Source organism: Rhodococcus ruber NBRC 15591, from assembly GCF_001894945.1.
GTDB lineage: Bacteria > Actinomycetota > Actinomycetes > Mycobacteriales > Mycobacteriaceae > Rhodococcus > Rhodococcus ruber.
This window is the reverse complement of the sequence record NZ_BCXE01000019.1, coordinates 100646-123656: the sequence shown is the minus strand read 5'-3', so window position 1 is coordinate 123656 and position 23011 is coordinate 100646. Positions and strand designations below refer to the sequence as shown.

Annotated in this window: 23 protein-coding genes; 7 read left to right on the top strand and 16 right to left on the bottom strand. The window is 71.0% G+C overall.

Annotated features, from left to right (window positions below; translation table 11 throughout):
• Positions 1–904: redox-sensing transcriptional repressor Rex (locus RR3_RS12185; RefSeq protein ID WP_174557572.1), on the bottom strand; the 904-nt coding region annotated here is incomplete at its 3' end.
• 160 nt (positions 905–1064) lie between these two features.
• Positions 1065–1355 carry a glutaredoxin family protein gene (locus RR3_RS12180; protein WP_010592079.1) on the bottom strand — a complete coding sequence of 97 codons (291 nt, stop codon included), beginning with the start codon at positions 1353–1355 and terminating at the stop codon, positions 1065–1067.
• A 185-nt stretch (positions 1356–1540) separates the two neighbouring features.
• Here RR3_RS12180 and RR3_RS12175 point away from each other — a divergent pair, with 185 nt between their 5' ends.
• A complete protein-coding gene (locus RR3_RS12175) occupies positions 1541–2557 on the top strand; it encodes an HAD family hydrolase (RefSeq protein ID WP_026137603.1) in 1017 nt (338 codons plus the stop codon).
• Between the two features lie 9 nt (positions 2558–2566).
• Here RR3_RS12175 and RR3_RS12170 read toward each other — a convergent pair whose 3' ends face one another.
• The 7 genes from RR3_RS12170 to RR3_RS12140 form a co-directional block, all read right to left on the bottom strand.
• Positions 2567–3583: a lysophospholipid acyltransferase family protein gene (locus RR3_RS12170; protein ID WP_040270916.1), complete on the bottom strand. Its 1017-nt coding sequence runs from the start codon at positions 3581–3583 to the stop codon at positions 2567–2569.
• Positions 3580–4650 (bottom strand): NAD-dependent epimerase/dehydratase family protein, encoded by a 1071-nt coding sequence (locus RR3_RS12165; RefSeq protein WP_017680052.1) that lies wholly within the window; start codon positions 4648–4650, stop codon positions 3580–3582. Before RR3_RS12165 ends, RR3_RS12170 begins: the two co-directional genes overlap by 4 nt.
• A gap of 234 nt (positions 4651–4884) precedes the next feature.
• Positions 4885–4986, bottom strand: a complete 102-nt coding sequence (locus tag RR3_RS12160) for a 30S ribosomal protein bS22 (RefSeq protein ID WP_003402602.1) — start codon at positions 4984–4986, stop codon at positions 4885–4887.
• Between the two features lie 202 nt (positions 4987–5188).
• On the bottom strand, positions 5189–5425 hold the full coding sequence (locus RR3_RS12155; RefSeq protein ID WP_003937551.1) for a helix-turn-helix domain-containing protein: 237 nt from the start codon (positions 5423–5425) through the stop codon (positions 5189–5191).
• 121 nt (positions 5426–5546) lie between these two features.
• A complete protein-coding gene (proC, locus tag RR3_RS12150; protein ID WP_026137606.1) occupies positions 5547–6365 on the bottom strand; it encodes a pyrroline-5-carboxylate reductase in 819 nt (272 codons plus the stop codon).
• Between the two features lie 49 nt (positions 6366–6414).
• Positions 6415–7269: a thioesterase family protein gene (locus tag RR3_RS12145; protein WP_017680054.1), complete on the bottom strand. Its 855-nt coding sequence runs from the start codon at positions 7267–7269 to the stop codon at positions 6415–6417.
• The gene (locus RR3_RS12140) at positions 7266–7967 is read right to left on the bottom strand and encodes a MerR family transcriptional regulator (protein ID WP_064065776.1); all 702 of its coding nucleotides are present in this window, start codon (positions 7965–7967) and stop codon (positions 7266–7268) included. Before RR3_RS12140 ends, RR3_RS12145 begins: the two co-directional genes overlap by 4 nt.
• A gap of 82 nt (positions 7968–8049) precedes the next feature.
• On the opposite strand from RR3_RS12140, the gene RR3_RS12135 reads away from it, so the two are divergent.
• Positions 8050–8469: a hypothetical protein gene (locus tag RR3_RS12135; protein ID WP_017680056.1), complete on the top strand. Its 420-nt coding sequence runs from the start codon at positions 8050–8052 to the stop codon at positions 8467–8469.
• Here RR3_RS12135 and RR3_RS12130 read toward each other — a convergent pair.
• Genes RR3_RS12130 through RR3_RS12120 form a run of 3 tightly spaced genes read right to left on the bottom strand, consistent with a single transcriptional unit; the run spans position 8425 to position 11473 of the window.
• Positions 8425–9387: a sugar phosphate isomerase/epimerase family protein gene (locus tag RR3_RS12130; RefSeq protein WP_017680057.1), complete on the bottom strand. Its 963-nt coding sequence runs from the start codon at positions 9385–9387 to the stop codon at positions 8425–8427. The genes RR3_RS12135 and RR3_RS12130 overlap by 45 nt on opposite strands.
• Positions 9388–9401: 14 nt before the next feature.
• Positions 9402–10523 (bottom strand): Rv0497 family membrane protein, encoded by a 1122-nt coding sequence (locus tag RR3_RS12125; protein WP_064065777.1) that lies wholly within the window; start codon positions 10521–10523, stop codon positions 9402–9404.
• The gene (locus RR3_RS12120) at positions 10520–11473 is read right to left on the bottom strand and encodes a Ppx/GppA family phosphatase (RefSeq protein WP_082752488.1); all 954 of its coding nucleotides are present in this window, start codon (positions 11471–11473) and stop codon (positions 10520–10522) included. Before RR3_RS12120 ends, RR3_RS12125 begins: the two co-directional genes overlap by 4 nt.
• Positions 11474–11518: 45 nt before the next feature.
• On the opposite strand from RR3_RS12120, the gene RR3_RS12115 reads away from it, so the two are divergent.
• On the top strand, positions 11519–12349 hold the full coding sequence (locus RR3_RS12115) for a DUF3109 family protein (protein WP_010592091.1): 831 nt from the start codon (positions 11519–11521) through the stop codon (positions 12347–12349).
• Here RR3_RS12115 and RR3_RS12110 read toward each other — a convergent pair.
• The 3 genes from RR3_RS12110 to RR3_RS12100 form a co-directional block, all read right to left on the bottom strand.
• Complete coding sequence (locus RR3_RS12110) at positions 12331–13020, bottom strand: winged helix-turn-helix domain-containing protein (RefSeq protein ID WP_010592092.1); 690 nt, start codon at positions 13018–13020, stop codon at positions 12331–12333. The two genes, RR3_RS12115 and RR3_RS12110, sit on opposite strands and share 19 nt — an antisense overlap.
• Before the next feature lie 104 nt (positions 13021–13124).
• Positions 13125–14312 (bottom strand): sensor histidine kinase, encoded by a 1188-nt coding sequence (locus RR3_RS12105; RefSeq protein ID WP_010592093.1) that lies wholly within the window; start codon positions 14310–14312, stop codon positions 13125–13127.
• Between the two features lie 145 nt (positions 14313–14457).
• Positions 14458–15204, bottom strand: a complete 747-nt coding sequence (locus tag RR3_RS12100) for a phosphoglyceromutase (protein ID WP_010592094.1) — start codon at positions 15202–15204, stop codon at positions 14458–14460.
• Between the two features lie 131 nt (positions 15205–15335).
• On the opposite strand from RR3_RS12100, the gene RR3_RS12095 reads away from it, so the two are divergent.
• Positions 15336–17102, top strand: coding sequence for a hydroxysqualene dehydroxylase (locus tag RR3_RS12095; RefSeq protein WP_064065778.1), 1767 nt, complete (start codon positions 15336–15338; stop codon positions 17100–17102).
• Positions 17103–17219: 117 nt separating this feature from the next.
• On the top strand, positions 17220–18860 hold the full coding sequence (locus RR3_RS12090) for an FAD-dependent oxidoreductase (RefSeq protein WP_064065779.1): 1641 nt from the start codon (positions 17220–17222) through the stop codon (positions 18858–18860).
• Between the two features lie 4 nt (positions 18861–18864).
• On the opposite strand, the gene RR3_RS12085 is transcribed toward RR3_RS12090, so the two are convergent.
• Positions 18865–20451, bottom strand: a complete 1587-nt coding sequence (locus tag RR3_RS12085) for an AMP-binding protein (RefSeq protein WP_017681791.1) — start codon at positions 20449–20451, stop codon at positions 18865–18867.
• A 197-nt stretch (positions 20452–20648) separates the two neighbouring features.
• Between RR3_RS12085 and RR3_RS12080 the strand changes: the two genes are divergently transcribed.
• Together RR3_RS12080 and acmB are read left to right on the top strand one after the other, a co-directional pair.
• Positions 20649–21665, top strand: a complete 1017-nt coding sequence (locus RR3_RS12080; protein ID WP_064065780.1) for a helix-turn-helix transcriptional regulator — start codon at positions 20649–20651, stop codon at positions 21663–21665.
• Positions 21666–21765: 100 nt separating this feature from the next.
• On the top strand, positions 21766–22956 hold the full coding sequence (gene acmB / locus RR3_RS12075; protein WP_017681789.1) for a methyl acetate hydrolase AcmB: 1191 nt from the start codon (positions 21766–21768) through the stop codon (positions 22954–22956).
• The last annotated feature ends 55 nt before the right edge of the window (positions 22957–23011 follow it).

Sequence of the window (23011 nt, the reverse complement as noted above, 5' to 3'; positions counted from 1 at the left end):
CGGTACGCCCGGTCGCGCTCGGCGCGGTGCGCCCGGTCGCGCTCGGCGCGGTGCGCCCGGTCGCGCTCGGCGCGGTGCGCCCGGTCGCGCTCGCTCTCTGGGCGGTGAGCCGGGACGCGCCGGTCGCGGCCCGTCGTGCTTCGCCCGACGCGACCCGGCGGATGTCGGGCAGACCGGCGCGACCGCCGTCCACCGGCGTGTCGTTGCGGGCGCTGTGAAACGAGAGGACCTGCATTTCCACGGACAGATCGACCCGCCGGACCTCGACATGGTCGGGTACCTCGAGCGGTGCCGCGGCGAAGCTCAGCACGGACCGGACGCCGGACCGCACCAGCAGGTCGCATACGCCCTGAGCAGCGTCGTCCGGGGTCGCGATCACGCCGATCGTGGCGGCGAGTTCGCGGGCGGCCGCTTCGAGCCCGTCGACGTGCCGGATGGTCAGGTTGCCCACCCGGGTGCCCACCCGCGCCGGGTCGGCGTCGAACAGTCCGGCCATCGTGAAGCCGCGGCGGTCGAACCCTGCGTAGCCGGCCAGTGCGCGACCGAGATTGCCGACGCCGACGAGGACCACGCGGTGTCCCCGGTCGAGGCCGAGCGCGTTCTCGATGCGGGCCTGCAGGCGCAGCACGTCGTACCCGACGCCACGCACCCCGTTGGGGCCGAGGAAGGACAGATCCTTGCGGAGTTTCGCGGAACCGACCCCGGATGCGGTGGCGAGTTCCTCGCTCGAGACGATGAGCGTGCCCTCGTCGGCGAGCATTCCGAGGACCCGCAGGTACGTCGCGAGACGCGTCACAGTAGCCTGGGGGATGTCCCGCACGGGGACACCGGGAGACGCACCCCCGTCGACTTCGGCGACGCCGCCGCGGGCGGCATCGCCCTGCGGGGGGTGCAGCTCTGTCACGTTCGTGGCTCCTCGTCCGGCCGACGGGTACACGTCGGTCCTCACGGTGATCCGGGGGATTCGTTCACACCACGGTAACCGCTTGTGAAGCCCTGCACAAAGTTGCTCGAACGGCCCCGAATGTGCTTCTCACCTGCACCACGGTTCCGCCCGACGGTGTTCAACCGGCCAGATCGGCCCGCAATCGTGCCTCGTCGACCTCCCAGTAACTGTGCTCCCGGCTGTCGAGCAGCACCACCGGCAGACGATCGCCGAATTCGGCGCGCAGGTCGGGATCCGTCGAGGCAGCCCGATCGACATCGATGCACGTCAGGCCCGCGCCGAACTCGTCGCACAGCTGCTCGAGCAGCGCCAGCGCGGGAGCGCAGGCGCCGCAGCCGGCTCGGACGAGGAGAGTGATCTCGTGGCGGGCGCCGGGTGTGGCGGCGGGCCCGGACAGGTGTTCGCTCATGAGGTCAACTGTGCGCCATACCCCGCCGAGACGAATGTCACACCCCCGGTCCACATGCGGCAACGCGCGGAGCGGGGCACGGCGCGGGCTAGGCTGAGGCGGTCTGCCACACACGACGGCCGGCCGCCGGCAAACCCGGCCGGCAGCACTCGACGGCACGACCGTCGCGCAACAGGGAGGTGCAGGTGCCGGAACGTCCAGTGCCACACGGCTGGGGATTCGGCGAGAACCTGGCCGGTCGCGTCAGCGAGACCCTGGCCGGTCTGATCCGGCCGGGCCGGCGCCGGCTGTGGAGCAAGTTCGGCCCCAGCGAGGCCGAGGTCCGCGCGAACCTCGCCGGACAGGCGAGTGCCGATGCCGCGCTCGCCCTGCAGGAGGCCCGCACCGAAGCCGAGCCCGTCGGCATCTCGACGACTCCCGTTCCGCAGGATCTGACCGCGGCCGCGTTCTTCGACGTCGACAACACGATGGTGCAGGGCGCGTCGATCATCCACTTCGCGCGCGGACTCGCCGCCCGCGACTACTTCACCAAGTCCGACCTGGCCGAGTTCGCCTGGCAGCAGGTCAAGTTCCGGGTCACCGGCAAGGAGAACTCGGACGACGTCGCCAGCGGCCGCGAGAAGGCGCTGTCGTTCGTCGCCGGCCGGTCCACGGCGGAGCTGGCCCGCCTCGGCGAGGAGATCTACGACGAGATCATCGCGGACAAGATCTGGCCCGGCACTCGCGCGCTGGCGCAGATGCACCTCGACGCCGGGCAGCAGGTGTGGCTGGTGACCGCCACCCCGGTCGAACTGGCGAATGTCATCGCCGAGCGCCTCGGTCTGACCGGCGCCCTCGGCACCGTCGCCGAGTCGCAGGACGGCGTGTTCACCGGCCGTCTCGTCGGCGACATCCTGCACGGCCTGGGCAAGGCCCACGCGGTGCGGGCCCTGGCGATCCGCGAGGGACTGAACCTCAAGCGCTGCACGGCGTACTCCGACAGCCACAACGACGTACCCATGCTCTCGCTCGTCGGCACGCCGGTCGCCGTCAACCCCGACGCCGACCTGCGGGAACTCGCGAAGACCCGGGGGTGGGAGATCCGGGATTTCCGCACGGCCCGCAAGGCGGCGCGCATCGGCGTTCCGACGGCGCTGGCTCTCGGTGCCGCGGGGGGCGCGCTCGCCGCCGCTCTCGGCCGTCGCCGCGACTCCGCGGCGTGACGGCCGGACTCAACCGAGGAATACGTTGCGCCGTTTGGTGAGCAACCGGTACAGCGTCTGCTGGATGGTCTCCCGCACGTGGTCGGTCACCTCGAACAACACCATCGGATCCTCCACCGCGGCATCGTCGTAGACGTCGGTGGCGATCGGACTACCGAACTCGATGTACCACTTCGAGGGCAGCGGCACGATGCCCAGCGGGCCTAGGGCCGGGAACAACGGGGTGATCGGGAAGTACGGAAGACCGAGGAGCCGGGCGATGGACGTCAGGTCGGCGATCTTCGGGTAGATCTCCTCCGAACCCACGATCGAGCAGGGCACGATCGGTGCCTTCGTCTGGAGCGCAGCCGAGACGAAGCCCCCGCGCCCGAACCGCTGCAGCTTGTAGCGTTCGCTGAACGGCTTGCCGAGACCCTTGTACCCCTCGGGGAACACCGCGACCACCTGATCCTCGCGCAGGAGCCGCTCGGCGTCCGGATGGCACGCGAGGGTGTGCCCCGCCTTGCGGGTGACGCTGCCGACGACCGGCATACCGAAGGCGAGGTCGGCGGCGAGCATACGCAGGGGACGGTGGGCGAGGTCGTGCACCGCGACGGAGGTCATCAATGCGTCCACGGGCAAGGTGCCGGCATGGTTGGCGACGATCAGCGCGCGCCCGTCGGCCGGGATGTTCTCGATGCCCCGCACTTCGACACGGAACCACTTCTCGAACAGCGGCCGCAGCGCCGGCAGCAGGACGTTGTCGGTGAAATGCGGGTCGAAGCCGAAGTCGTCCACCTCGTAGTCGCCGGTGATCCGTCGCCGCAGGAACTCGGCGGTGCCGGTGATCTGCCCGACCAGTTTGTGCCGCAGGTCGTCGAGGAACCCGTCCGCCGCCGTCTCCTGCACCGGCGCCGCGGGCGGTTCGGGTGGGATCGGGGAGCCGTACGTCGACGGGTGACCGGAACCGGCGCCCGGGCGTGCACCCGCCCGTCGTGCCGACCCCGCTCCCCCGTGGAGTGGAATCACCTTGGCCACTTCTGTCATCGCGCCTCCATTCGCTCTCCGAGCGCCGAGAGCAGGATCGACTCGGTTCGATCGACCCATTCCGTCCTGACGACCTGCCGCAGCCCGACGCTGCGAGCGTAGTCGTCGAGGGCCTGCCTCGTGGTCCACCTCGGCTCGAAGCCGAGTTCGGTGCGCATCCGCGTGGTGTCCAGCCCGCGCCCGAAGTGGAAGTAGTCGAGTTCTTCCTTGTTGAACGACTTCATCACCGGCCCCATCAGCGCCTGCCCGACGGTGCGGAACAAGCCGTAGGGCATCGGCACGGTCAGTCCGCCGGCCCGCCGCACGGCCTGCGACATCATCACGATGCCGTCCCCGGCGACGTTGTAGGTCCCGGACTGGCCGGCGACGGTGGCTCGCTCGAGCGCCGAGAGCGCATCCTCCTCGTGCAGCAACTGCAACCGGGCATCGCGGCCGAGAATGGTGGGCACGATCGGGGAGGTGAGGTATCGCGAGACGGAGCCGGGCAGGTGGTTGCCCACCGTCGGGGCCAGGCGCAGGATCGTCGCCGCGATGTCCGGCCGCCGGCGTGCCATCCCGCGCAGGTAGCCCTCGACCTCGATCATGTCGCGGGCGAAGGCGCCGGTCGGACGGCGGCGCGCGCTCATCTCCTCGGTGAACTTCGCGGGGTCCTTCGCGCTCGATCCGTACACCACCGACGACGAGCGCAGCACGACGCGTCGCACGGACGGGGTCTTCTGGCACACGGCGAACAACTGCATCGCGCCGAGGACGTTCATGTCCTTCATGGCGGCGCGACTGCCGGACTTCGGCGCCTTGGTGAGGGTGGACGTGTGGACGACGGTGTCGACGTCCATGTTCCGGATGACCTTGCCGATGAGGGGGTTGCGGATGTCGGCGAGCACGAACTCGGCGCGGCCCATGCGCCGCAGCATGTCCTTGGTGGGCGACTGGGTGTCGACCGCGATGACGCGTTCGACGTCCGGGTGCTGGGCCAGACGGGTGACCAGGTACCCGCCGAGGAATCGGCTCGCGCCGGTGACCAGAGCCACCCTCGGCGGGTCGATGCCGTCGATCTCCGAACTCACCCACTCACCCCCTGCTGTCACTCCGGTCTCTCACGATACGGTGACTCTCGCAACAAAGCATTACACCGGCGTAACCGATCACTGGAAAGACCCGGAGGCGGGACGTTCGTCCTCAGCCACCCGGACTCCGCATACCACCCGGATCGGGCGTTCCGCGGACGACCTCGTGACGGGCCGTCGGCACAGACGCTCGATGCCCGCCACCACACGGGTGACGGGCATCGGGGAATCGATCTACTTGCCGAGTTTACGACGCTGCACTCGGGTGCGGCGGAGCAGCTTACGGTGCTTCTTCTTCGACATGCGCTTGCGGCGCTTCTTGATCACAGAACCCATCTGGGTTTCCCTCACGTTCTCTCTAGCGTTCCTGCGCGCACGCCGGTGACGTACGCCTGTAGTCGACGCTGGGCCGCGTGGTGACGAGCTCAGCGCCTCACGACACCGGGTGGCCGGTACGACGACAAGCAATCGTACCGGGGCGGGTTTCGAGTAGTGAAACCGAGGTCCGCTCCGGGCTCCGATTGCGGCCGTCGACCGCTCAGCCGACGTCGAAGTAGGACGTTTCCAGGTAATCGTGCACGGCCTTGGCGTGCACCCGGAACGAACGTCCCACTCGCACGGCGGGCAGTTCCCCGCTGTGCACCAGCCTGTACACGGTCATCTTCGACACCCGCATCAGCGCCGCCACTTCGGCGACGGTGAGGAACTGGGTGCCGGAGAGAACCGACTGACCGTCCTCGGGTTGACCCTTCGACGGTTTGCTTCCAGATACCATTACACACCTCCGGCACGTCCCGCGCCGCCGGCTTCCCCTCCGGCGGAACAGACACGCACGTGCTCAATCGAGCTTAGCGTGACCAATGGTTCCCGTGCGACGATGCGGACGACCAATTTCCTCAATCGGCGGACGAACCGAGTGCCGCAGAGCGGTCCCGGGCGGCCGCGAGGGCCTCGTAGAACGCCGTCCGCACGCCGCCGCGCTCGAGTTCCCGGATCGCCGCCGCGGTGGTTCCACCCGGCGATGTCACCGCCGCGCGCAGGTCGGCGGCGTTCTCCCCCGACCGGGCGAGCATGGCCGCCGAGCCGGTCATCGTCTGCACCACGAGCTCGGTCGTCGTCGCCCGCGTCAGTCCCAGGGCGACGCCCGCGTCGATCATCGCCTCGGCGACGAGGAAGAAATACGCCGGACCGGAACCGGACACAGCGGTCACCGCGTCGATCTGGGACTCGGGAACCACCGTCACGGTCCCCACCGACTCCAGGACCTCACGTGCCAGCGCCAGGTGGTCGGGCTTGACGTGCCGGCCGGCGGCGATCACGCTCGCGCCCTCCCCCACCAGCATCGGGGTGTTGGGCATGACGCGCACAACCGGCGATCCGGCCGGCAGCCGGTTCTCGTACCGGGACGTGGGCACGCCGGCGACCAGCGACATCAGCAGCTTCTCGCGTTCGCTGTCGAGGTCTGCCTTGCCCAGATCGGCGAGCACGACGTCGACGTCGCCCGGCTTGACCGCGATCACCAGCACGTCCGCACCTTCGGCCGCGTCGGCGATCGAGTCGGTGACCCGGATCGAGTACTCGGCGGTGAGCTCCTCGCTCCGCGCCGGGAACTTCTCGACGACCACCAGATCCTTGGTCGCGAATCCACTCTGCAGCAGCCCCGAGACCAGCGCCTCACCGATCCTGCCGCCGCCGATCACCGCAATTCTCGTCATGGGCAACAGCCTGCCACGGCCGCTGCCGGGGCCCGCATCGCCCCGACGATCAGCGCGGGACCATGGCGAGCTGACGGCTCTGCACGACGACGGCGCCGGTGGCATCGACGACGGTGTGGTCCTCCTCGAACCAGGCGTTGCCCAGGACCGTGCTGTCGGCCATGATCCGCAGCCAGCCGGGCGCCGGCAGTCGCCGCAGGTACGCGGTGAGCTGCACGGTCGGCGCCCAGCCGAACAGGCCCCGGTTCATGGTGACCGGAGCCGAGATGTCCCCGGCCATGAGCGCGAACAGCGCGGCGGTGTCGACGTCGGCCTCGTCCCCCGGCCACGGCCGCGCCCACATCCGCACCACCGGTTCACCCTGCTCTCCCGCGAGGAAACGGGCACTGGTCTCGTCCACCACGAGGTCGGCGCCCCCGCACAGGTTCACCACCTGGGCCATCGGGTGGCCGGGGCCGATCAGCGGCGCGTCCGCGGGCGGCTGCACCGACAGTTCGGCCACCGGATGGGCAGTGGTGTATCGCGGCTCGCCGGTGTCGGGCCGACCGAGCGTCACCGAGGCACGGACCGCGACCCGATCGCCCTGCGAGAGCTCCACGTCGACGAGCCCGACCTGCTTCCCGAGCTTGCGGACGATGGTGGTCAGCTGGACGTCGCCCGGGTCGGGGGCGGCAACGAACCCGGCGCTGACCGCAAGAGGTTGCACCGCCGGATCGGCTCCCGCCGCCTGCGCCGCCGACCGGGCCGCCGCGGCGCACACCGCGAGCATGCAGCCCCCGTGGACCTTGGGGCCGATCGTCCAGACCGGGGCGATGTGCGCGAGCCAACGGTCGTCGCCGGCGGCGTCGAGCGTCGTCAGGTCGCGGAAGGGGTGGTTGCCGGGATCGGGCACGGTGTCGGTCATTGCTGCTCCTGTGAATCGGGGACGGGTCCGTCCGGTGAATCGGGGACGGGTCCGTCCGGTGAATCGGGGACGGGCGGGCCGGACTCGGTGAGGCGACGGGCGGCAAGGTGCTGGTGTGCGAGACGGCGCATCGCGGTGAGGACGGGTTCGTACAGGGCGGTGCCGAGGACCGCCGCCTCGACCGTCGCCTCCCGGGAGCGGGTGGGCAGCAGGTCGATGTCGATCTCGGCGATGCCGAGCACGTGCCGTCCGTAGACGTCGATGCGCTCGTCGCTCATCGTCAGGCCGGCGGAGTCGAGGGCGGCGAGGGCCCGCTCGAGCTGTGCGACGGCGGCGAACCGGGGGTCGTAGAGCTGACCGAGCCGTTCGAGGACGTGCCGGGCGCGCGGATAGTCGTGGGGTACGGACTCGCCGTCGCCCGGCGGGTAGGGCGGCAGCGCCGCGATGGCCCGGCCGAGGGCGACGAACAGCGACTCGTCGGTGCCGTCGAGGAGGCGGACGATCTCGCGGATGCGCGGCAGCGGCAGCCCCTGGGCGGCGAGCGCACGGATCAGCGCGAGGCGCCGCACGTGCCGCCCGTCGTACCGGGCCTGGGTGGCGCTGGTCGCCTCGCCCGGCATCAGCAGCCCCTCGCGCAGGTAGTACTTCACGGTCGCCAGCGGGACGCCGGTCCGGTCCACCAGTTCCGAGATCCGCATTGCCACCTCCCCTTGACAGTGGATAGTACAACTATCCAGTATTGGATACTGCAACTATCCAATACTCCGCGAGGAGGATTCCGTGCACCCCGTACTCGTCGTCGCTCTCGGCGCCACCCTGCTCACCGTCACCGGGATCGCCTTCGGCGGCACGTTCCTGCTGCGCGTCGCGGGCGGGCACGTGCCGGCCAACGACCTGCAGAAGTCCTTCTTCCGCGCCGGTCACGCCCACGCCGGCGTCCTCGTCACCTTGGGGTTGCTGGTCGCCGTGCTCACCGACGCCGTCGGCGCCTCACCCGGATGGGCCGCCGCCGGCGCGATCGCAGTGCTCGGCTCGGCGATCCTGATTCCCGCCGGGTTCTTCCTGTCCGTGCTCGGCCCGGACCCCAGGCGGCCGGGCGCCATGATCGCCTGCGTATGGCTGGGTGCCGCCGCCCTCGTCGCCGGCGTGACGATCTCAGGAGTCGTGGTTCTCGGCGCCGGACTCGGTGCTCTGGCCTGACGGGTGCACCTGCTCGATCGTCGTCGCACGCGGATGCTCGGGCCCGGTGGTGATCGCCAGGCGGGGGGCCCGGTGCAGATGCTCGCGCGCGAAGGCCAGCGACCGGGTCAGCGCTCCCGCCCGCGCGGACCGCGTGCGCGCCCCCTGGGTACTGACCTCCAGGACGACGTGCCCGGTGAAGTCGCTCTCGGCCAGTAGCCGGCACACCTGCTCGCACGGCTGGCCGCCGTCGCCCGGGAGCAGATGCTCGTCCGTCGACGCGCCGTGACCGTCCGCGAGGTGCAGATGAGCCAGACCGCCGCCCATCCGCTCGGCGAGGGCCATCGCGTCCATCCCCGCCGTGGCCGTGTGCGACAGGTCCAGTGTGTAGTGCGCGAAGCCGGTGTCGGTGGGATCGATCGACGGGCTGAAGGCCGACACCGCACGGCCGGGCCCGCCACGCCGTCTCATGCGCTGCGCGGTGCGGTCGCGGCCGCCGAAGAACACGTCGGCGCGCATCGGGTACATGTTCTCCACCGCCACGACCACGTGGCTGCGGTCCTCGAGGTCCGCGACCTGATCCGCGAAGCCCTCCGCGTACCGGCGCTGCCATCGGAACGGCGGATGCACCACCACCGACGCGGCCCCGAGCGCTTCCGCTGCGCGCACCGACCGCTCGAGCTTCGCGGCCGGATCCGAACCCCACACACGCTGCGAGATCAACAGGCACGGCGCGTGCACCGCCAGCACCGGTATGCCGTACTTGCGCACCAGCGCCTGCACCGCACGCACGTCCTGGCTCACCGACTCCGCCCACACCATCAGCTCCACGCCGTCGTAGCCGAGTTCGGCCGCATAGCGGAAGGCCGCCTCGGTGTTCTCCGGGTACACCGAAGCGGTGGACAGTCCGACCAGGATCTCTCGCGACAGGGTGCTCATGACGATGTGCCGGGTCAGCCGGTGGGCAGCAGGAACAACAGCGGACCGAACGTCACGAAGGCACCCACGGCGAGGGCGATGAGCTGGCTCGCGATGTCGTCGGTGCGGCGCAGGATGCGCACCATCGCCACCAGGCCGACGATGACCAGCAGGGCGAGTGCGAACGCCACCCACGGCAACGCATCCCACAACTGCTCGAAGCCCTTGAACAGCAGGGCGCCCGCGACGATCGCGACGACACCCTCGCCGATCAACCGGGACCACTGCGCGATCGCGCTGCGGGACTCGCCGGTGCCGGACGGGACGTCGGACTCCGCCGCGGACGGGGTCTCCGCCGCTGCGGCGTCGCTGCGACGGGACGCGGGCTTCTCCCGCTGCTCCACGTCCGGCTCGTCCGCGGCCACGGCCTTGCCGATCGTCTCGGTCTCGCCATCGGCGGTGTCGTCGCCGCTGCCCCGCAGGTCGCTCGCGGGCCCGGACAGCAGCCTCGGCTCGGGGGTATCCGCGGGCCGCGCCGGAGCACTCACGGCCACCTCGGCGTGCGCGCGCGCTCGTCGCGGCAGGACGGCCGGACGGATGATCTCGGTCGGCGACTCGACCTTCACCGGCACCCGCTCGGCCGCCGGCTCCTCGCGCGTCCGGGGCGGGGACGTCGGGGCCGGGGTCCCGGGCCCGGTCGCCTCGGTCTCGGACGGTTCGGGTTCGGGCTCGGGTTCGCGACGGTCCGGCCGCCGCGGCACCGGCGCCAGCGCTTTCGGAGCCACCGGCGCCTGCGTCGTCGAGGGCACCGGCGCCTGCGCCTTCGGCGGAGCGGACACGACGGGTTCGGCCTCCGGGGCCTCGCTCTCCGGGGCCTCGCTCTCCGGAGCCTCGGTCTCGGGGGCCTCGGTCTCGGGAGCCTCGGTCTCGGCAGCCTCGGTCTCGGGGACGTCGGCCTCGGAGACTCCGGTCTTCGGCGCCTGGGCCGGTTCCGGGGCGGTCACGGGAATCTCGCCGGTCAGTTCCGCAACCGAGATGCCGCCGCTGACGCCACGGCGGCGGCGTCCGCCGGCGCGGGAATTCACCTTCTGGCCGTTGCGGGCCAGCAGCTCCGCGACGGAGATCTGCCCGGTGTCGGTGCTGCTGCCGTCCGTCATTGCGAAACCACCATCAGTTCGCCCCCCATCTCGGTGTCGAGCTTGCGGAGAATGAGCCCCTCGCGCAGGGCCCAGGGACAGATATCGAGAGTTTCCACTCCCAGCGCGCGCATGGCGGCCTCCGCGACGAGGGCACCGGCGACGATCTGCTGCGACCGGTCGGAGCTCACGCCCTCGAGCTCGGCACGGTCCGCGGCCGTCATGCGGGAGATGAATGCGATGAGCTGACGCAACCCGGCGGCGGTCAGGGTGCGCCGCACCCGGGGGCCCGCCGACGACGGGGCGGCACCGGTCAGCCGTGCGAGGGTGCGGAAGGTCTTCGAGCTCCCCACGCACAGGTCGGGAACACCGGCCGCCCGCAGCTCCTCGGCGGGCCGGACGAGTTCGGCATCGAGCCAGTCCCGCAGCACCGCGACGCGCCGCTTACCGGGCGGGTCCTCGCTCAGCCAGTCCCGGGTCAGGCGCCCGGCACCGAGCTGCAACGAGAACGCCACGTCGGGGTCCTCGTCGCCGCCGAAGGTCAGCTCCAGGGAGCCGCCGCCGATGTCCAGGCACAGGATGCGTCCCGCGCTCCAGCCGTACCACCGCCGCACCGCGAGGAACGTCAGCCGGGCCTCGTCCACACCGGAGAGCACCTCGAGCGCGACGCCGGTCTCGGCGCGGACGCGACTGAGCACCGCGTCGGAGTTGGTGGCATCGCGCACCGCGGAGGTCGCGAACGCCATCAGCTCCTCGCATCCGGAGGTGCGGGCGATGCCGGCGAAGTCGGCGACCGTCTCGACCAGCCGGTCGGCGCCCTGCGGGGTGATGTCACCGCGGTCGTCCGTGTTCTCGGACAGGCGTAGGGTTGCCTTCGTCGAGCTCATGGGGGTGGGATGGCCACCGCGATGAGCGTCCACCACGAGTAGATGAACGGTGTTGCTTCCGACGTCGAGTACCCCAAGGCGCACATACATACGGTACTGGGTCTACCGTCGGGTCCTGTGACAGCAGGTATGCCCGGTGCCGCACACAAGCAGGTCCCGGCCCCCGAAGTGCCCCTCGATTTCCCGCGCGAATGGGTGGAGTTCATCGACCCGGACAACAGCGAGCACGTCGTCGCCGCCGACCTGACGTGGCTGCTCTCCCGCTGGACCTGCGTGTTCGGCACGCCCGCGTGCCAGGGCATCATCGCCGGCCGGCCGGACGACGGATGCTGCTCGCACGGCGCGTTCCTGTCGGACGACGACGATCGCGCCAAGCTGGACGCCGCAGTGAGACATCTCACGCCGGAGGACTGGCAGTTGATGCCGAAGGGACTCGGCAAGAAGGGCTATCTCGAGGAGGACGACCTCGAGGACGAGCCGGCCCTGCGCACTCGCCGCTACAAGGGGGCGTGCATCTTCCTCAACCGGCCGGGCTTCGCCGGCGGCATCGGCTGCGCGCTGCACAAGATGGCGCTGCGACGCGGCATCGAGCCTCTCGAGGTGAAGCCGGACGTGTGCTGGCAACTGCCGATCCGCCGCACCCAGGACTGGGTCGAGCGTCCCGACGGCACCGAGGTGCTGCGCACCGTCGTCACCGAGTACGACCGGCGCGGTTGGGGCGAGGGCGGCCACGACCTGGACTGGTACTGCTCCGGCTCGCCGGACGCCCACGTGGGGGCCGCACCGGTCTGGCAGTCGTACGCACCGGAACTGCGCGAGCTGATCGGCGACGCCGCCTACGACGAACTCGCGCGGCTGTGCCGTCGTCGCGAGGGGCTGGGCCTGATCGCCGTGCATCCCGCGACGACGGCCGCCGCCGAGCGCACCCCGGGGGCGGGCCCCTACCCCTCGAGCTTGTAGCCGAGGCCGCGGACCGTGACCAGGTGCTGCGGCTTGGCGGGGTCGGCCTCGATCTTCGAGCGCAGCCGCTTGACGTGCACGTCGAGGGTCTTGGTGTCGCCGACGTAGTCGGCACCCCACACCCGGTCGATCAGCTGGCCGCGCGTGAGCACCCGGCCGGAGTTGCGCAGCAGGTACTCCAGCAGGTCGAACTCCTTGAGCGGCAGCGTGACGGGATTCCCGGCCACGTGCACGACGTGCCGGTCCACGTCCATCCGCACCGGCCCGGCCTCGAGGATCCCGTCGTCCTGCGTCGCCTCGGCGTCGTTCTCCCCGCCGCGGCGCAGCACCGCACGGATGCGGGCGATGAGTTCGCGCGCCGAGTACGGCTTGGTGACGTAGTCGTCCGCCCCCAGTTCGAGGCCGACCACCTTGTCGATCTCGCTGTCGCGCGCGGTCACCATGATCACCGGCACGCCGGACCGGTTGCGCAGCTGCTTGCAGACATCGGTGCCGCTCATGCCGGGCAGCATCAGGTCCAGCAGGACGATGTCCGCGCCGGCGCGGTCGAATTCCGCGAGCGCCGACGGTCCGTCACCGACGACGGTGGTCTCGAAGCCCTCCTTGCGCAGGAGGAACGCGAGCGGATCCGCCAGCGATTCCTCGTCCTCCACGATCAGCACACGCGTCACTGCTGGTCCTCCGTACCCTTTGTCACCTGGTGCATCCGGCTCATTTCCGATTCTCGTCGTAGGTGTCGGCATGGTCGCCCCGCTCCACCGTCACCGCTCGCCCGTCACCGCTCCACCGTCAGCGCGGGGCCGCCCTCGTGGCGAGGTGTGGCTCCGTGGGATTCGCGGGGATCGGGCGAACAGGCGGGGATGAGGAGCGTGAACGTCGACCCGGTTCCCGGCTGGCTCCACAACCGGATCTCCCCGTTGTGGTTGGCGGCGACGTGCTTGACGATCGCCAGCCCGAGACCGGTGCCACCGGTGGCGCGGGAACGGGCCTTGTCGACCCGGAAGAACCGTTCGAAGACGCGCTCCTGGTCCTCCTTCTCGATCCCGATGCCGCGGTCGGTCACCGCGATCGCGACCTTGCCCGCGCGCAGGGACCGGCTGACCGACACCGGCGAACCCGGAGACGAGTAGGCGATCGCATTCTCGATCAGATTGGCCAGCGCGGTGACGAGCAGGGTCTGGTCGCCGAGGACCTCGTACCCGCCGGCGGCGTCGGTGGTGACGGTGATCTGCGCGTTCTCGGCGGTCAGGCGGGTGCGGCGCAGCGCCTCCTCGACGACGTCGTCGACCTCGACCACCTCGAGGTTCGGCAGCTTCTCGGCCCCCTGCAGGCGCGAGAGCGCGATCAGTTCGGTCACCATGTTGCCGAGCCGGTTGGCCTCGCTCTGTAGCCGGGTTCCGAAGTGCCGCACGGATTCCGGGTCGTCGGCGGATTCGAGCAGGGCTTCGGCGAGCAGGGCCATCGCGCCCACGGGGGTCTTGAGTTCGTGACTGACGTTGGCGACGAAGTCCCGGCGGGTGGCCTCCATCCGGACCTGCTCGGAGTCGTCGTAGGCGTAGAGCGCGACGAAGCGCGCGTCGTCGTCGAGCAGACGCCGCGCGACGCAGCGCACCGCCACGCGCTCGCGACCGCGGGGCGTCTTCGCGGTGAGGTCGAGCTCGGCGGGTTCACCCGTCTCGAGGACACGGGTGGCGGCGGCCCAGGCCGAGTCCTCGACGAGCCGGTTGCGGACCAGGCCGAGTTCCTCCGCACGCGGATTGAACAGGACGACGTCGTGGAACCGGTCGACGACGGCGATGCCGGTGTCCGCGCCGAAGACCACGCGATCGAGGACCTGCGCCATGGTGAGGTCGGCGTCGGTGCGGTCGGCGGCCCGGCGCCGGAGGAGCCGCATCAGCACGATCGCGGACACGGCACCGAGGACGGCGGCCCCGGCGAGCAGCACGGCCTGCGCAACAGTCACGTCTCGAATCGTACGTACGCGCGGCGCGGCGGTGACAGCGGGTCGGGGCATTCCGCCGCACGTCACACCGCATGTTCGCAGCATTTGCCGCGTGTTCACCGCCCGTTTCCCGGGGCCGCGGACAGTCGCCCGCGGCCCCTGGGAACTACCGGCCGCCCTGACCCGCGACGGCGGCGGCACCCGCCGCGGCCGCCTCGGGATCGAGGTACGTGCCACCCGGGTTCAGCGGGCGCAGGTTCTCGTCGAGGTCGTAACGCAGCGGGATGCCGGTGGGGATGTTCAGCCCGGCGATCTCCTCGTCGGAGATCCCGTCGAGGTGCTTGACCAGAGCACGCAGCGAGTTGCCGTGGGCCGTGATCAGGACGGTCCGGCCGGCCCGCACGTCCTGGGAGATGGTCTCCTCCCAGTACGGGATGAGGCGATCGACGACGTCCTTCAGGCACTCGGTGAGCGGCACCTCGTCGACGTCCGCGTACCGGACGTCGCTGTCCTGGCTGTACTTGCTGCCGGGCTCGATCGGCGGGGGCGGGGTGTCGTAGCTGCGGCGCCACAGCATGAACTGCTCGTCGCCGAACTCCGCCTTGATCTCCGCCTTGTTCTTGCCCTGCAGCGCACCGTAGTGCCGCTCGTTCAGGCGCCAGTCGCGCACGACCGGAATCCAGTGCCGATCCGCGGCGTCGAGCGCGTAGTTGGCGGTGCTGATGGCGCGGCGCAGCAGCGACGTGTAGAGCACGTCCGGCAGGAGATCGTGCTCGGCGAGCAGTTCGCCGGCCCGCTTGCCCTCGGCGATCCCCTTGTCGGTCAGGTGGACGTCCACCCATCCCGTGAAGAGGTTCATCGCGTTCCATTCGCTCTCGCCGTGGCGGAGCAACACAAGTGTTCCGTTGGTCATGGGCCAATCCTGGCACGCCCGCGTGGCAACGCTACGTCGGCACCGTTCAGTGAATTCCCCGCGCGAGACGCACACATCGGATATATGTGACAACGGTTGTTTTCAGGACGACGTCCGGATGGGGGCTTCTCGTGTTCGACACCCGACTTTCCCGCCGCACCTTCCTCACCGCCCTGGGCGCCCTCGCGGTCGCGCCCGCCCCCGCCCACGCCGCCCCGCGCTCCCCGGCGCTGCGCTCGACGGGCCGCCGCGTCGCCGTGCTCGGCGGCGGGGTGGCGGGCCTGACGGCCGCCCACGAACTGATCGAACGCGGCTTCGACGTCACCGTCTTCGAACCGACCGCCCTGGGCGGCAAGGCCCGCAGCATCCCGTCGCCGGGCACCGCGGCCGGCGGCCGCGCCGACCTGCCCGGCGAGCACGGATTCCGCTTCTTCCCGGGCTTCTACCAGCACATCCCCGACACGATGCGACGGATCCCCTTCCCGGGCAATCCGAACGGCGTGTTCGACAATCTCGTCGCCGGCGCCGCCTTCCGGATGGCGATCCCCGGCGGGCCCGACCTCATCGCCCCGGCGTCGATCGCCCCGCTCCCCCACGGCGTCCTCGATCCCGCCTCGCTGCAGGAATCCCTGGCCGCGGCCTTCTCCCTCGGCAACGCCATCCCCCCGCACGAACTGGCCGTCTTCACCCGCAAGCTGGTGATGTTCCTGACCAGCAGTCTCGAACGACGCGACGGCCAGTGGGAACACCGGACGTGGTCGCAGACGCTCGAGGCCGACGGCAAGTCGTCGGCCTACCGCGACATCCTCGTCTCGGCCCTGACCCGTCAACTGGTGGCCGCCCGGCCCACCGTCGCCTCCACCCGCACCATCGGCATCATGGGCCAGGCGTTCGTGTGGAACGCGATGGGCACCGTCCCCGCATACGGCCATCTGGACCGGGTCCTGGCCGCTCCCACCGACGAGGCGTGGATCGGCCCGTGGGCCGCGCACCTGCGCGACCTGGGCGTCGTATTCGAAATGGGTTGGGCGGCAGAAGCACTCGACATCGCGTCCGGTTCGATCACCGGAGTGCGGCTGGTGGACGGCGACGGCACCCGGTCCGTCGCCGAAGCCGACTGGTACGTCGCGGCGATGCCCGTCGAACGGGCCGCGCCCCTGTGGTCACCGCGGATCCTCGCCGCAGATCCTCGCCTCGAAGGCATGCGGAACCTGCAGACGGACTGGATGGTGGGCATCCAGTACTTCCTGCGCCGGCCCACCCCGATCGCCGCCGGCCACGTCGCATACCTCGGCTCGCCGTGGGCACTGACCTCCATCAGCCAGGGCCAGTTCTGGCGCGGCGACTTCGCCGGCCGCTACGGCGACGGCAGCGCCCACGACTGCCTGTCCGTGGACATCTCCGACTGGGACACCCCGGGCGTCCTCCACGGCAAGACCGCCAAGGAGTGCACGGCCGAGGAGATCGCCCAGGAGACGTGGGCCCAGATGTCGGCATGCCTCGACGACACCGGCACCGGCGTCCTCGACGAGGACGACATCGTCTCGTGGTTCCTCGACCCCGGCATCCGGTGGGATCCCGCGCAGGGCCGCAACACCAACGCCACACCCCTGCTCGTCAACACCGTCGGCTCCCTGTCCGACCGGCCCGACGCCCGCACCGCGATCCCGAACCTCTTCCTGGCCGGGGACTACGTCCGCACCGACATCGATCTCGCGACCATGGAGTCGGCCGGCGAATCCGCGCGTGCGGCCGTCACCGCGCTGCTCGAAGCCGCCGACTCGCCGGCCGCACCGCCGGCGCTGTACCGACTGCACGAGCCACCCGAACTCGAACCGATGCGCCGCATCGACGCCGACCGCTACCGCGCGGGCCTGCCGCACCTGCTCGACGTGTGACGGCGCGCGTTCCGGCGCCGGGCACCGCTCACGTCGAGGATCCGGATGCGGCGAACAGGCCCGCGCGGCCGCCGAATTCCGACATACTGCCCTCGAACGCGACGAAAGGGCATGCCCATGAGCGAGACCTCGGTACTCGTGGTCGGCGCCGGCCCGGTCGGACTGACCGCCGCGCTGGAACTGCGCCGGCGCGGCGTCGACGTCGTGATCGTCGACCGGCTGCCGGAACCGCCGCAGTACGCCAAGGCGGTCGGCATCCAGCCGCGCACCCTCGAGGTCTGGGACGCGATGGGCGTGGTCCGCCCTTCGCTCGACGTGTCCGCGCCGATGCACGGGCAGATCGTCTACGTCGACGGCCGGCAGGTGATGCGCCTCGAACTCGAACTGCCCGAGGACGTGCCGTACCGGTTCGTCTGCATGCCCCAGTACGCCACGGAACGGGTGCTGACGCAGGCCCTGGCCGAGCACGGCACCGTCGTGCGCCGCGGCATCGAGCTCACCGGGTTCGAGCAGACCGCGGACGGCGTGGTCGCCGACCTGCGCGACGGCGACGACACGACGCGGCTGGCGGCCCGCTACCTGGTCGGCTGCGACGGTGCGCACAGCGCCGTACGGAAAGGACTCGGGGTGTCCTTCGACGGCGACGCGTTCCCCGAGGAGTACATGCTCGCCGACGTCGAACTGGACTGGTCGATGCCGGGCGGCTACGGCATCCGCGCCTCGACGACGAGCGACGGCACGACCACGGACATGATGGTGTGCATCCCGCTGCCCGGCACCGGCCGCTACCGCCTGTCGACCTTCGTCGCGCCGGACCTGGCGACCTCCGCGTCCGGCGCCGGAGCCGTGGCGCACGGACTGGAGGGCGGGCGCCGGCCCACGCTCGGCCACATCCAGGCCGTGCTCGACCGGCTGGCGCCCGAACCGACCCGGGCCGGTGCCCTGCGCTGGTCGTCGGTGTTCCGGATCAGCCACCGCCTCGCCGGGAGCTACGGCGGGGGCCGGGTGTTCCTGGCCGGAGACGCCGCGCACATCCATCCCCCGACCGGGGCACAGGGCATGAACACCGGCATCCAGGACGCCTACAACCTCGGCTGGAAGCTCGCGCTGGCGGTGCAGGGACGCGCTGCCGACGGCCTGCTCGACAGCTACGACGCCGAGCGCCGGCCCGTCGGGGAGGAGGTGGTGGGCCGCACCGTGCGGCACGCCCGGCAGGGCCTCGGGGCCGGCGAGACGGACGCCGCGACCGCGATCGCGCGCGAGGCCCAGCTGCTGCTCGGCTACCGGGACAGCCCGCTCGTCGGTGAAGACGTGCCGCACGGCGGCGGTAGCGACGTGCCGCACGGCGGCGGTCCGGCTCCCGGCGATCGCGCCCCCGATGCGACGGAGTTGCGGCAGGACGCCGTCGCCTCGCCGCTGCGGCTGCACGAGCTGCTGCGCCACCCCGGTCACACCGTGCTGCTGTGGGCGCCCACGGCGCAGGCGCTGCAGGCGCAGCGAGAGCTCGCCGAGCGGGCGACGGACCGCTTCGGTGACGCGCTGCGGGCATACGTGCTCGTGGCGGGAAGCACCGGGAGCCCGGCCGACGGCCGGGTACTGCGCGACGACGCGGGCCGCGCCGCGCGGGCGTACGGTTTCGACGGTGCCGCCGCGGCTGTGGTGGTGCGGCCGGACGGCTACGTCGGGTTCCGGGCGCAAGATCCGACGATCGAGGCGCTCGCGGCGCATCTCGGCCGGATCCTGCGGCCCGGGCAATGACCGGCTACGTCGCCGGGGTGCGCAGATCCTTCCGGAGGATCTTGCCGGCGGCGGACTTCGGGACGATGTCGATGAACTGCACCTGCCGCACCTTCTTGTGCGGCGAGACCCGCTCGGCGACGAACTCGACGACCTCGGCCTCGGTGAGGTCGGCGTCCGGCTGACGCACGACGAACGCCTTGGGCACCTCCTCGCCTTCGTCGTCGAGCACACCGATCACCGCGACGTCGGCGATCTTCGGGTGGGTCAGCAGCAGCGCCTCGAGTTCGGCGGGCGGCACCTGGTAGCCCTTGTACTTGATCAGCTCCTTGAGCCGGTCGACGATGGTGACGTTGCCGGCCGCATCGACCGTGGCGATGTCGCCGGTGTGCAGGAACCCGTCGGCGTCGAGGGTCTCCGCGGTGGCCTGCGGGTTGCCGAGGTAGCCGACCATGACGTTGGGGCCCTTGCACCACAGCTCACCCGGCTCGGAGACACCCTCACCGGTGGGGTACTCGACCTCTTCGCCGGTGGTCGGGTCGACGAGCTTGCACTCCATGTTGGCGATCGTCGGTCCCACCGAGTCGAGCGGCACGTCGTCGCCGTCGAACGGGATGGCGTGGCTGACCGGGCTCATCTCGGACATGCCGTACCCCTGACGGACCTTCCATCCCAGTCGCGCGGCGACCGCGTTCCCGAGCGCCCTGTCCAGCGGCGCCGCGCCGGAGAACACGGTGTGCACGCTCGAGAGGTCGTACTGGTCCACGAGCGGATGCTTGGCCAGGGCGACCGCGACGGGCGGTGCGATGAACACGTAGGTGCACTTCTGTTCGGAGACGATCCGCAGGAACTCCGGCAGGTCGAACTTCGGCATCGTCACCAGCGACGCGCGGTTGAACAGGGCGGCGTTGAGAAGAACGGTCATGCCGTAGATGTGGAAGAACGGCAGGACGGCGAGGATCCGGTCGTCGGGGTCGATCCTGATCGGGGACTTGATCTGGCACACGTTGGCCACCAGGTTCGTGTGCGTGAGCATCACGCCCTTCGGGCGACCGGTGGTGCCGGACGAGTACGGCAGCACCGCCAGATGGGTGGCCGGATCGAACGACACCTCGGGGGCGGGGGCGTTCTCGGCGAGCAGGTCGCGCAGGGAGGGATGCCCCTCGGCGCCGTCGAGCACGACCAGACGATCGTCGGGGATACCGACCGCGGCCGCGGCCTCCTTCGCGTGCGGCAGCAGCGGCGAGACCGTGAAGAAGAACGTCGCCTTGGAATCCTCGAGCTGCTTGGCGATGTCCTCTGCGGTGTAGAGCGCGTTGACGGTGGTCGCGGTGGCCCCCGCCCGCAGGATGCCGTGGAACACGGTCGCGAAGGCGGGCACGTTCGGCGAGAGCAGGCCGACGACGTCGCCGACTCCCACACCGCGCGCCGCGAGCGCACCGGCGATCGCGTCGATCTGCCCGATCAGGGTCCGGTAGTCGGTGACGGCCCCGGTCGCGCCCTCGGTCAACGCCGGACGATCGAGGTCCGACTCCGCGATCGAACCGAACAGGAAGTCGTAGACACTCAGTGCCGGGATGTCGACGTCGGGAAAGGGACTGCGAAAGCTCATTGGTTCTCCTCGGGGGCAGGAATCTGTGGCACGCCGTGCCAGACGTGCCGGGAGTACGGTATCCGACGGCTGTGAAGGCAGTCACAGGCATGCCGGACACTACCGGGTCGGGGACCGTCGCGGGCCCGGTCACGCGCCCCGGAGCCCGGCCGATCGGGCAGTGTCGGCGGCCGGTCCGGCACCCTAGGCTCGACCGGATGACGGACGTCGTGCACTCGCTGGACCCGTTCTCCGGCCGCGGCTCCTCGCCCGCGACGGTCTCGACCGACTGGGACGAGATCCGGACGTGGTCGGACCGGGTGTACATGCCCTATCGCGTGCGGCCGAGCGGACGCCTGCTGCACCCGCGATCGAGCATGTTCTCGGCGTCGATCGGCGACATCGTGCTCACCCGGTTCCGCTACGGCATTCCGGTGACCGTCGACCGGCTCTCCGCCGAGGCCGGCAACATCCTCGTGCTCACGACGATCCGCGGGCACGCGCGGCACCGCGTCGGAGCGCGCGAGGTGGAGGTCGATTCCGGCGCCACGTTCGTGGCCGACTGCAGCCGCATCGAGCATCGCGTCGACTTCGACGACGAGCACTTGCAGCTGAACCTGACGGTGCCGCACCGGCTCGTCGCCGACCTCGCCGACCGCTGGTTCGGCGTCGTCCCCGACGATCGCCTGTGGCAGCACAAGTGCGTCGTCGGGACCGAGTCGTCGGGCTGGAACACGCTGCTCGCGTATGCGGTCCGCGCGATCCGGGCCGATCCGGTGCGGATCGCGCAGGGCCGGCCGGGCGCCCATCTGCAGGAGTTGCTCCTCGGTCACCTCGTCACCGAATGGGCCGCCGCGGCGGGCGTCGCGCTCGACCCCGGCGAACCGCCGGCCGCCCCGGCGTACGTCCGGCACGCGGAGCGCTACATTCGCGAGCACGCCGCGGACCTGCCCACGGTCTCCGAGGTCGCTGCCGCCGTGGGTGTCAGCGTGCGCGCCCTGTCGGGGGCGTTCCGCCGCCACCTGGACACCACGCCGAACCGGTACCTCACCGACGTGCGATTGCGGCACATCCGCGACGAACTCTCCACCCCGTCGGCCGAGTGCACCGTCTCGGCGGTGGCGGCCCGGTGGGGCTACGTCAACATGGGGGTCTTCGCCGCCGCCTACCGTCGCCGATTCGGCGAGAATCCGTCGCGCACGCTCGCCCGGGCCCGCGGGCGCCGGGTGCCGTAATCCGACAACGCGTGCCGATCCGAGGTGGCCCGCGTCACAGCTCCGTCCGTAGCGTCCCCCTCCGACGCCGGCCGGCGGCGGACCGCACACAGGAGGAACCGTGACAGACGACTTCGCGACCACGATGGACGCAACCCTGCGAGAACTCACCCACCGCCCGACGGGCGTGCCGGGCGTGGTGGCCATGCTCACCGACCGGGACGGCGTCGTGTACGAGGGGGTGGCCGGGGAACGCGCAGCGGGCTCGGGCTCGGCGATGACGGCGGACACCGTGTTCGCCGCCTTCTCCACGACCAAGGCGATCACCGGCACCGCCGCACTCCAGTGCGTCGAGGAGGGCCTGCTCGACCTCGACGCCCCCGCCGCCCGCTACGTCCCGGAGATCGGGGAACTCCAGGTTCTCGAGGGCTTCGGAACGGACGGCGCGCCCCTGCTGCGCGCGCCGAAGCGCGACATCACCACCCGCATGCTGCTGCTCCACACGGCCGGTCTCGGATACGACTTCTTCGACGAGAACTACCGGCGCCTCGCCGAGGAGCACGGTCAGCCCAGCGTGATCACGGGATCGAAGGCCGCGCTGACGACACCGCTGCTGTTCGATCCCGGCGACCGGTGGATGTACGGCTCGAACATCGACTGGTGCGGTCTCGTGGTGGAGGCCGTGCGGGGCCGGCGTCTCGGCGAGGTCATGCGCGAGCGGATCTTCGAGCCGCTCGGGATGGGCGACACGGCGTTCGCACTCACCGACGACATGCGCGCGCGGCTGGCCGTCGTCCACCAGCGCAGCGAGGACGGAGCACTCGCGCCGATGCCGGAGATGGTGCTGCCCCAGGACCCGGAGATCCACATGGGAGGCCACGGGCTCTACACCACCGTGCCGGACTACCTGAAGTTCATCCGGATGTGGCTGCGCGACGGCGCGGCCCCCGGCGGTGACCGGGTTCTCTCGCCTGCGACCGTCGCCGACGCGGTGCGTGGCGGCCTGGACGGGCAGCAGGTGACCGCGCTGCCGGGGGTCGTCCCGGCGCTGTCGAACGACGCGGAGTTCTTCCCTGGGCTGGCCAAGAACTGGGCGTACACGTTCCTGGTGAACGAGGAGCCGGCGCCGACGGGCCGCCCGGCCGGTGCCCTCGGCTGGGCGGGTCTGGCGAATCTCTACTACTGGATCGACCGGGAGAACGGGCTCGGCGGCTTCTGGGCCACGCAGATCCTGCCGTTCGCGGACGCCGTGTCGTTCCAGGGCTATCTCGACTTCGAGACCGCCGCTTATCGAGGTGCGGCGATCCGGTGAGATGCGACGAGCCCCGCGTGCGGTGCACGCGGGGCTCGTTCGGCTGCTACGGGCG

Excerpts from the sequence above, each read along its gene's own strand:
- RR3_RS12180 (WP_010592079.1), bottom strand. The coding sequence starts at position 1,355 with ATGAGCGAACACCTGTCCGGGCCCGCCGCCACACCCGGCGCCCGCCAC.
- RR3_RS12170 (WP_040270916.1), bottom strand. The coding sequence starts at position 3,583 with ATGACAGAAGTGGCCAAGGTGATTCCACTCCACGGGGGAGCGGGGTCG.
- RR3_RS12160 (WP_003402602.1), bottom strand. The coding sequence starts at position 4,986 with ATGGGTTCTGTGATCAAGAAGCGCCGCAAGCGCATGTCGAAGAAGAAG.
- RR3_RS12155 (WP_003937551.1), bottom strand. The coding sequence starts at position 5,425 with ATGGTATCTGGAAGCAAACCGTCGAAGGGTCAACCCGAGGACGGTCAG.
- proC (WP_026137606.1), bottom strand. The coding sequence starts at position 6,365 with ATGACGAGAATTGCGGTGATCGGCGGCGGCAGGATCGGTGAGGCGCTG.
- RR3_RS12145 (WP_017680054.1), bottom strand. The coding sequence starts at position 7,269 with ATGACCGACACCGTGCCCGATCCCGGCAACCACCCCTTCCGCGACCTG.
- RR3_RS12140 (WP_064065776.1), bottom strand. The coding sequence starts at position 7,967 with ATGCGGATCTCGGAACTGGTGGACCGGACCGGCGTCCCGCTGGCGACC.
- RR3_RS12130 (WP_017680057.1), bottom strand. The coding sequence starts at position 9,387 with ATGAGCACCCTGTCGCGAGAGATCCTGGTCGGACTGTCCACCGCTTCG.
- RR3_RS12125 (WP_064065777.1), bottom strand. The coding sequence starts at position 10,523 with ATGACGGACGGCAGCAGCACCGACACCGGGCAGATCTCCGTCGCGGAG.
- RR3_RS12115 (WP_010592091.1), top strand. The coding sequence starts at position 11,519 with ATGCCCGGTGCCGCACACAAGCAGGTCCCGGCCCCCGAAGTGCCCCTC.
- RR3_RS12100 (WP_010592094.1), bottom strand. The coding sequence starts at position 15,204 with ATGACCAACGGAACACTTGTGTTGCTCCGCCACGGCGAGAGCGAATGG.
- RR3_RS12090 (WP_064065779.1), top strand. The coding sequence starts at position 17,220 with ATGAGCGAGACCTCGGTACTCGTGGTCGGCGCCGGCCCGGTCGGACTG.
- RR3_RS12085 (WP_017681791.1), bottom strand. The coding sequence starts at position 20,451 with ATGAGCTTTCGCAGTCCCTTTCCCGACGTCGACATCCCGGCACTGAGT.
- RR3_RS12080 (WP_064065780.1), top strand. The coding sequence starts at position 20,649 with ATGACGGACGTCGTGCACTCGCTGGACCCGTTCTCCGGCCGCGGCTCC.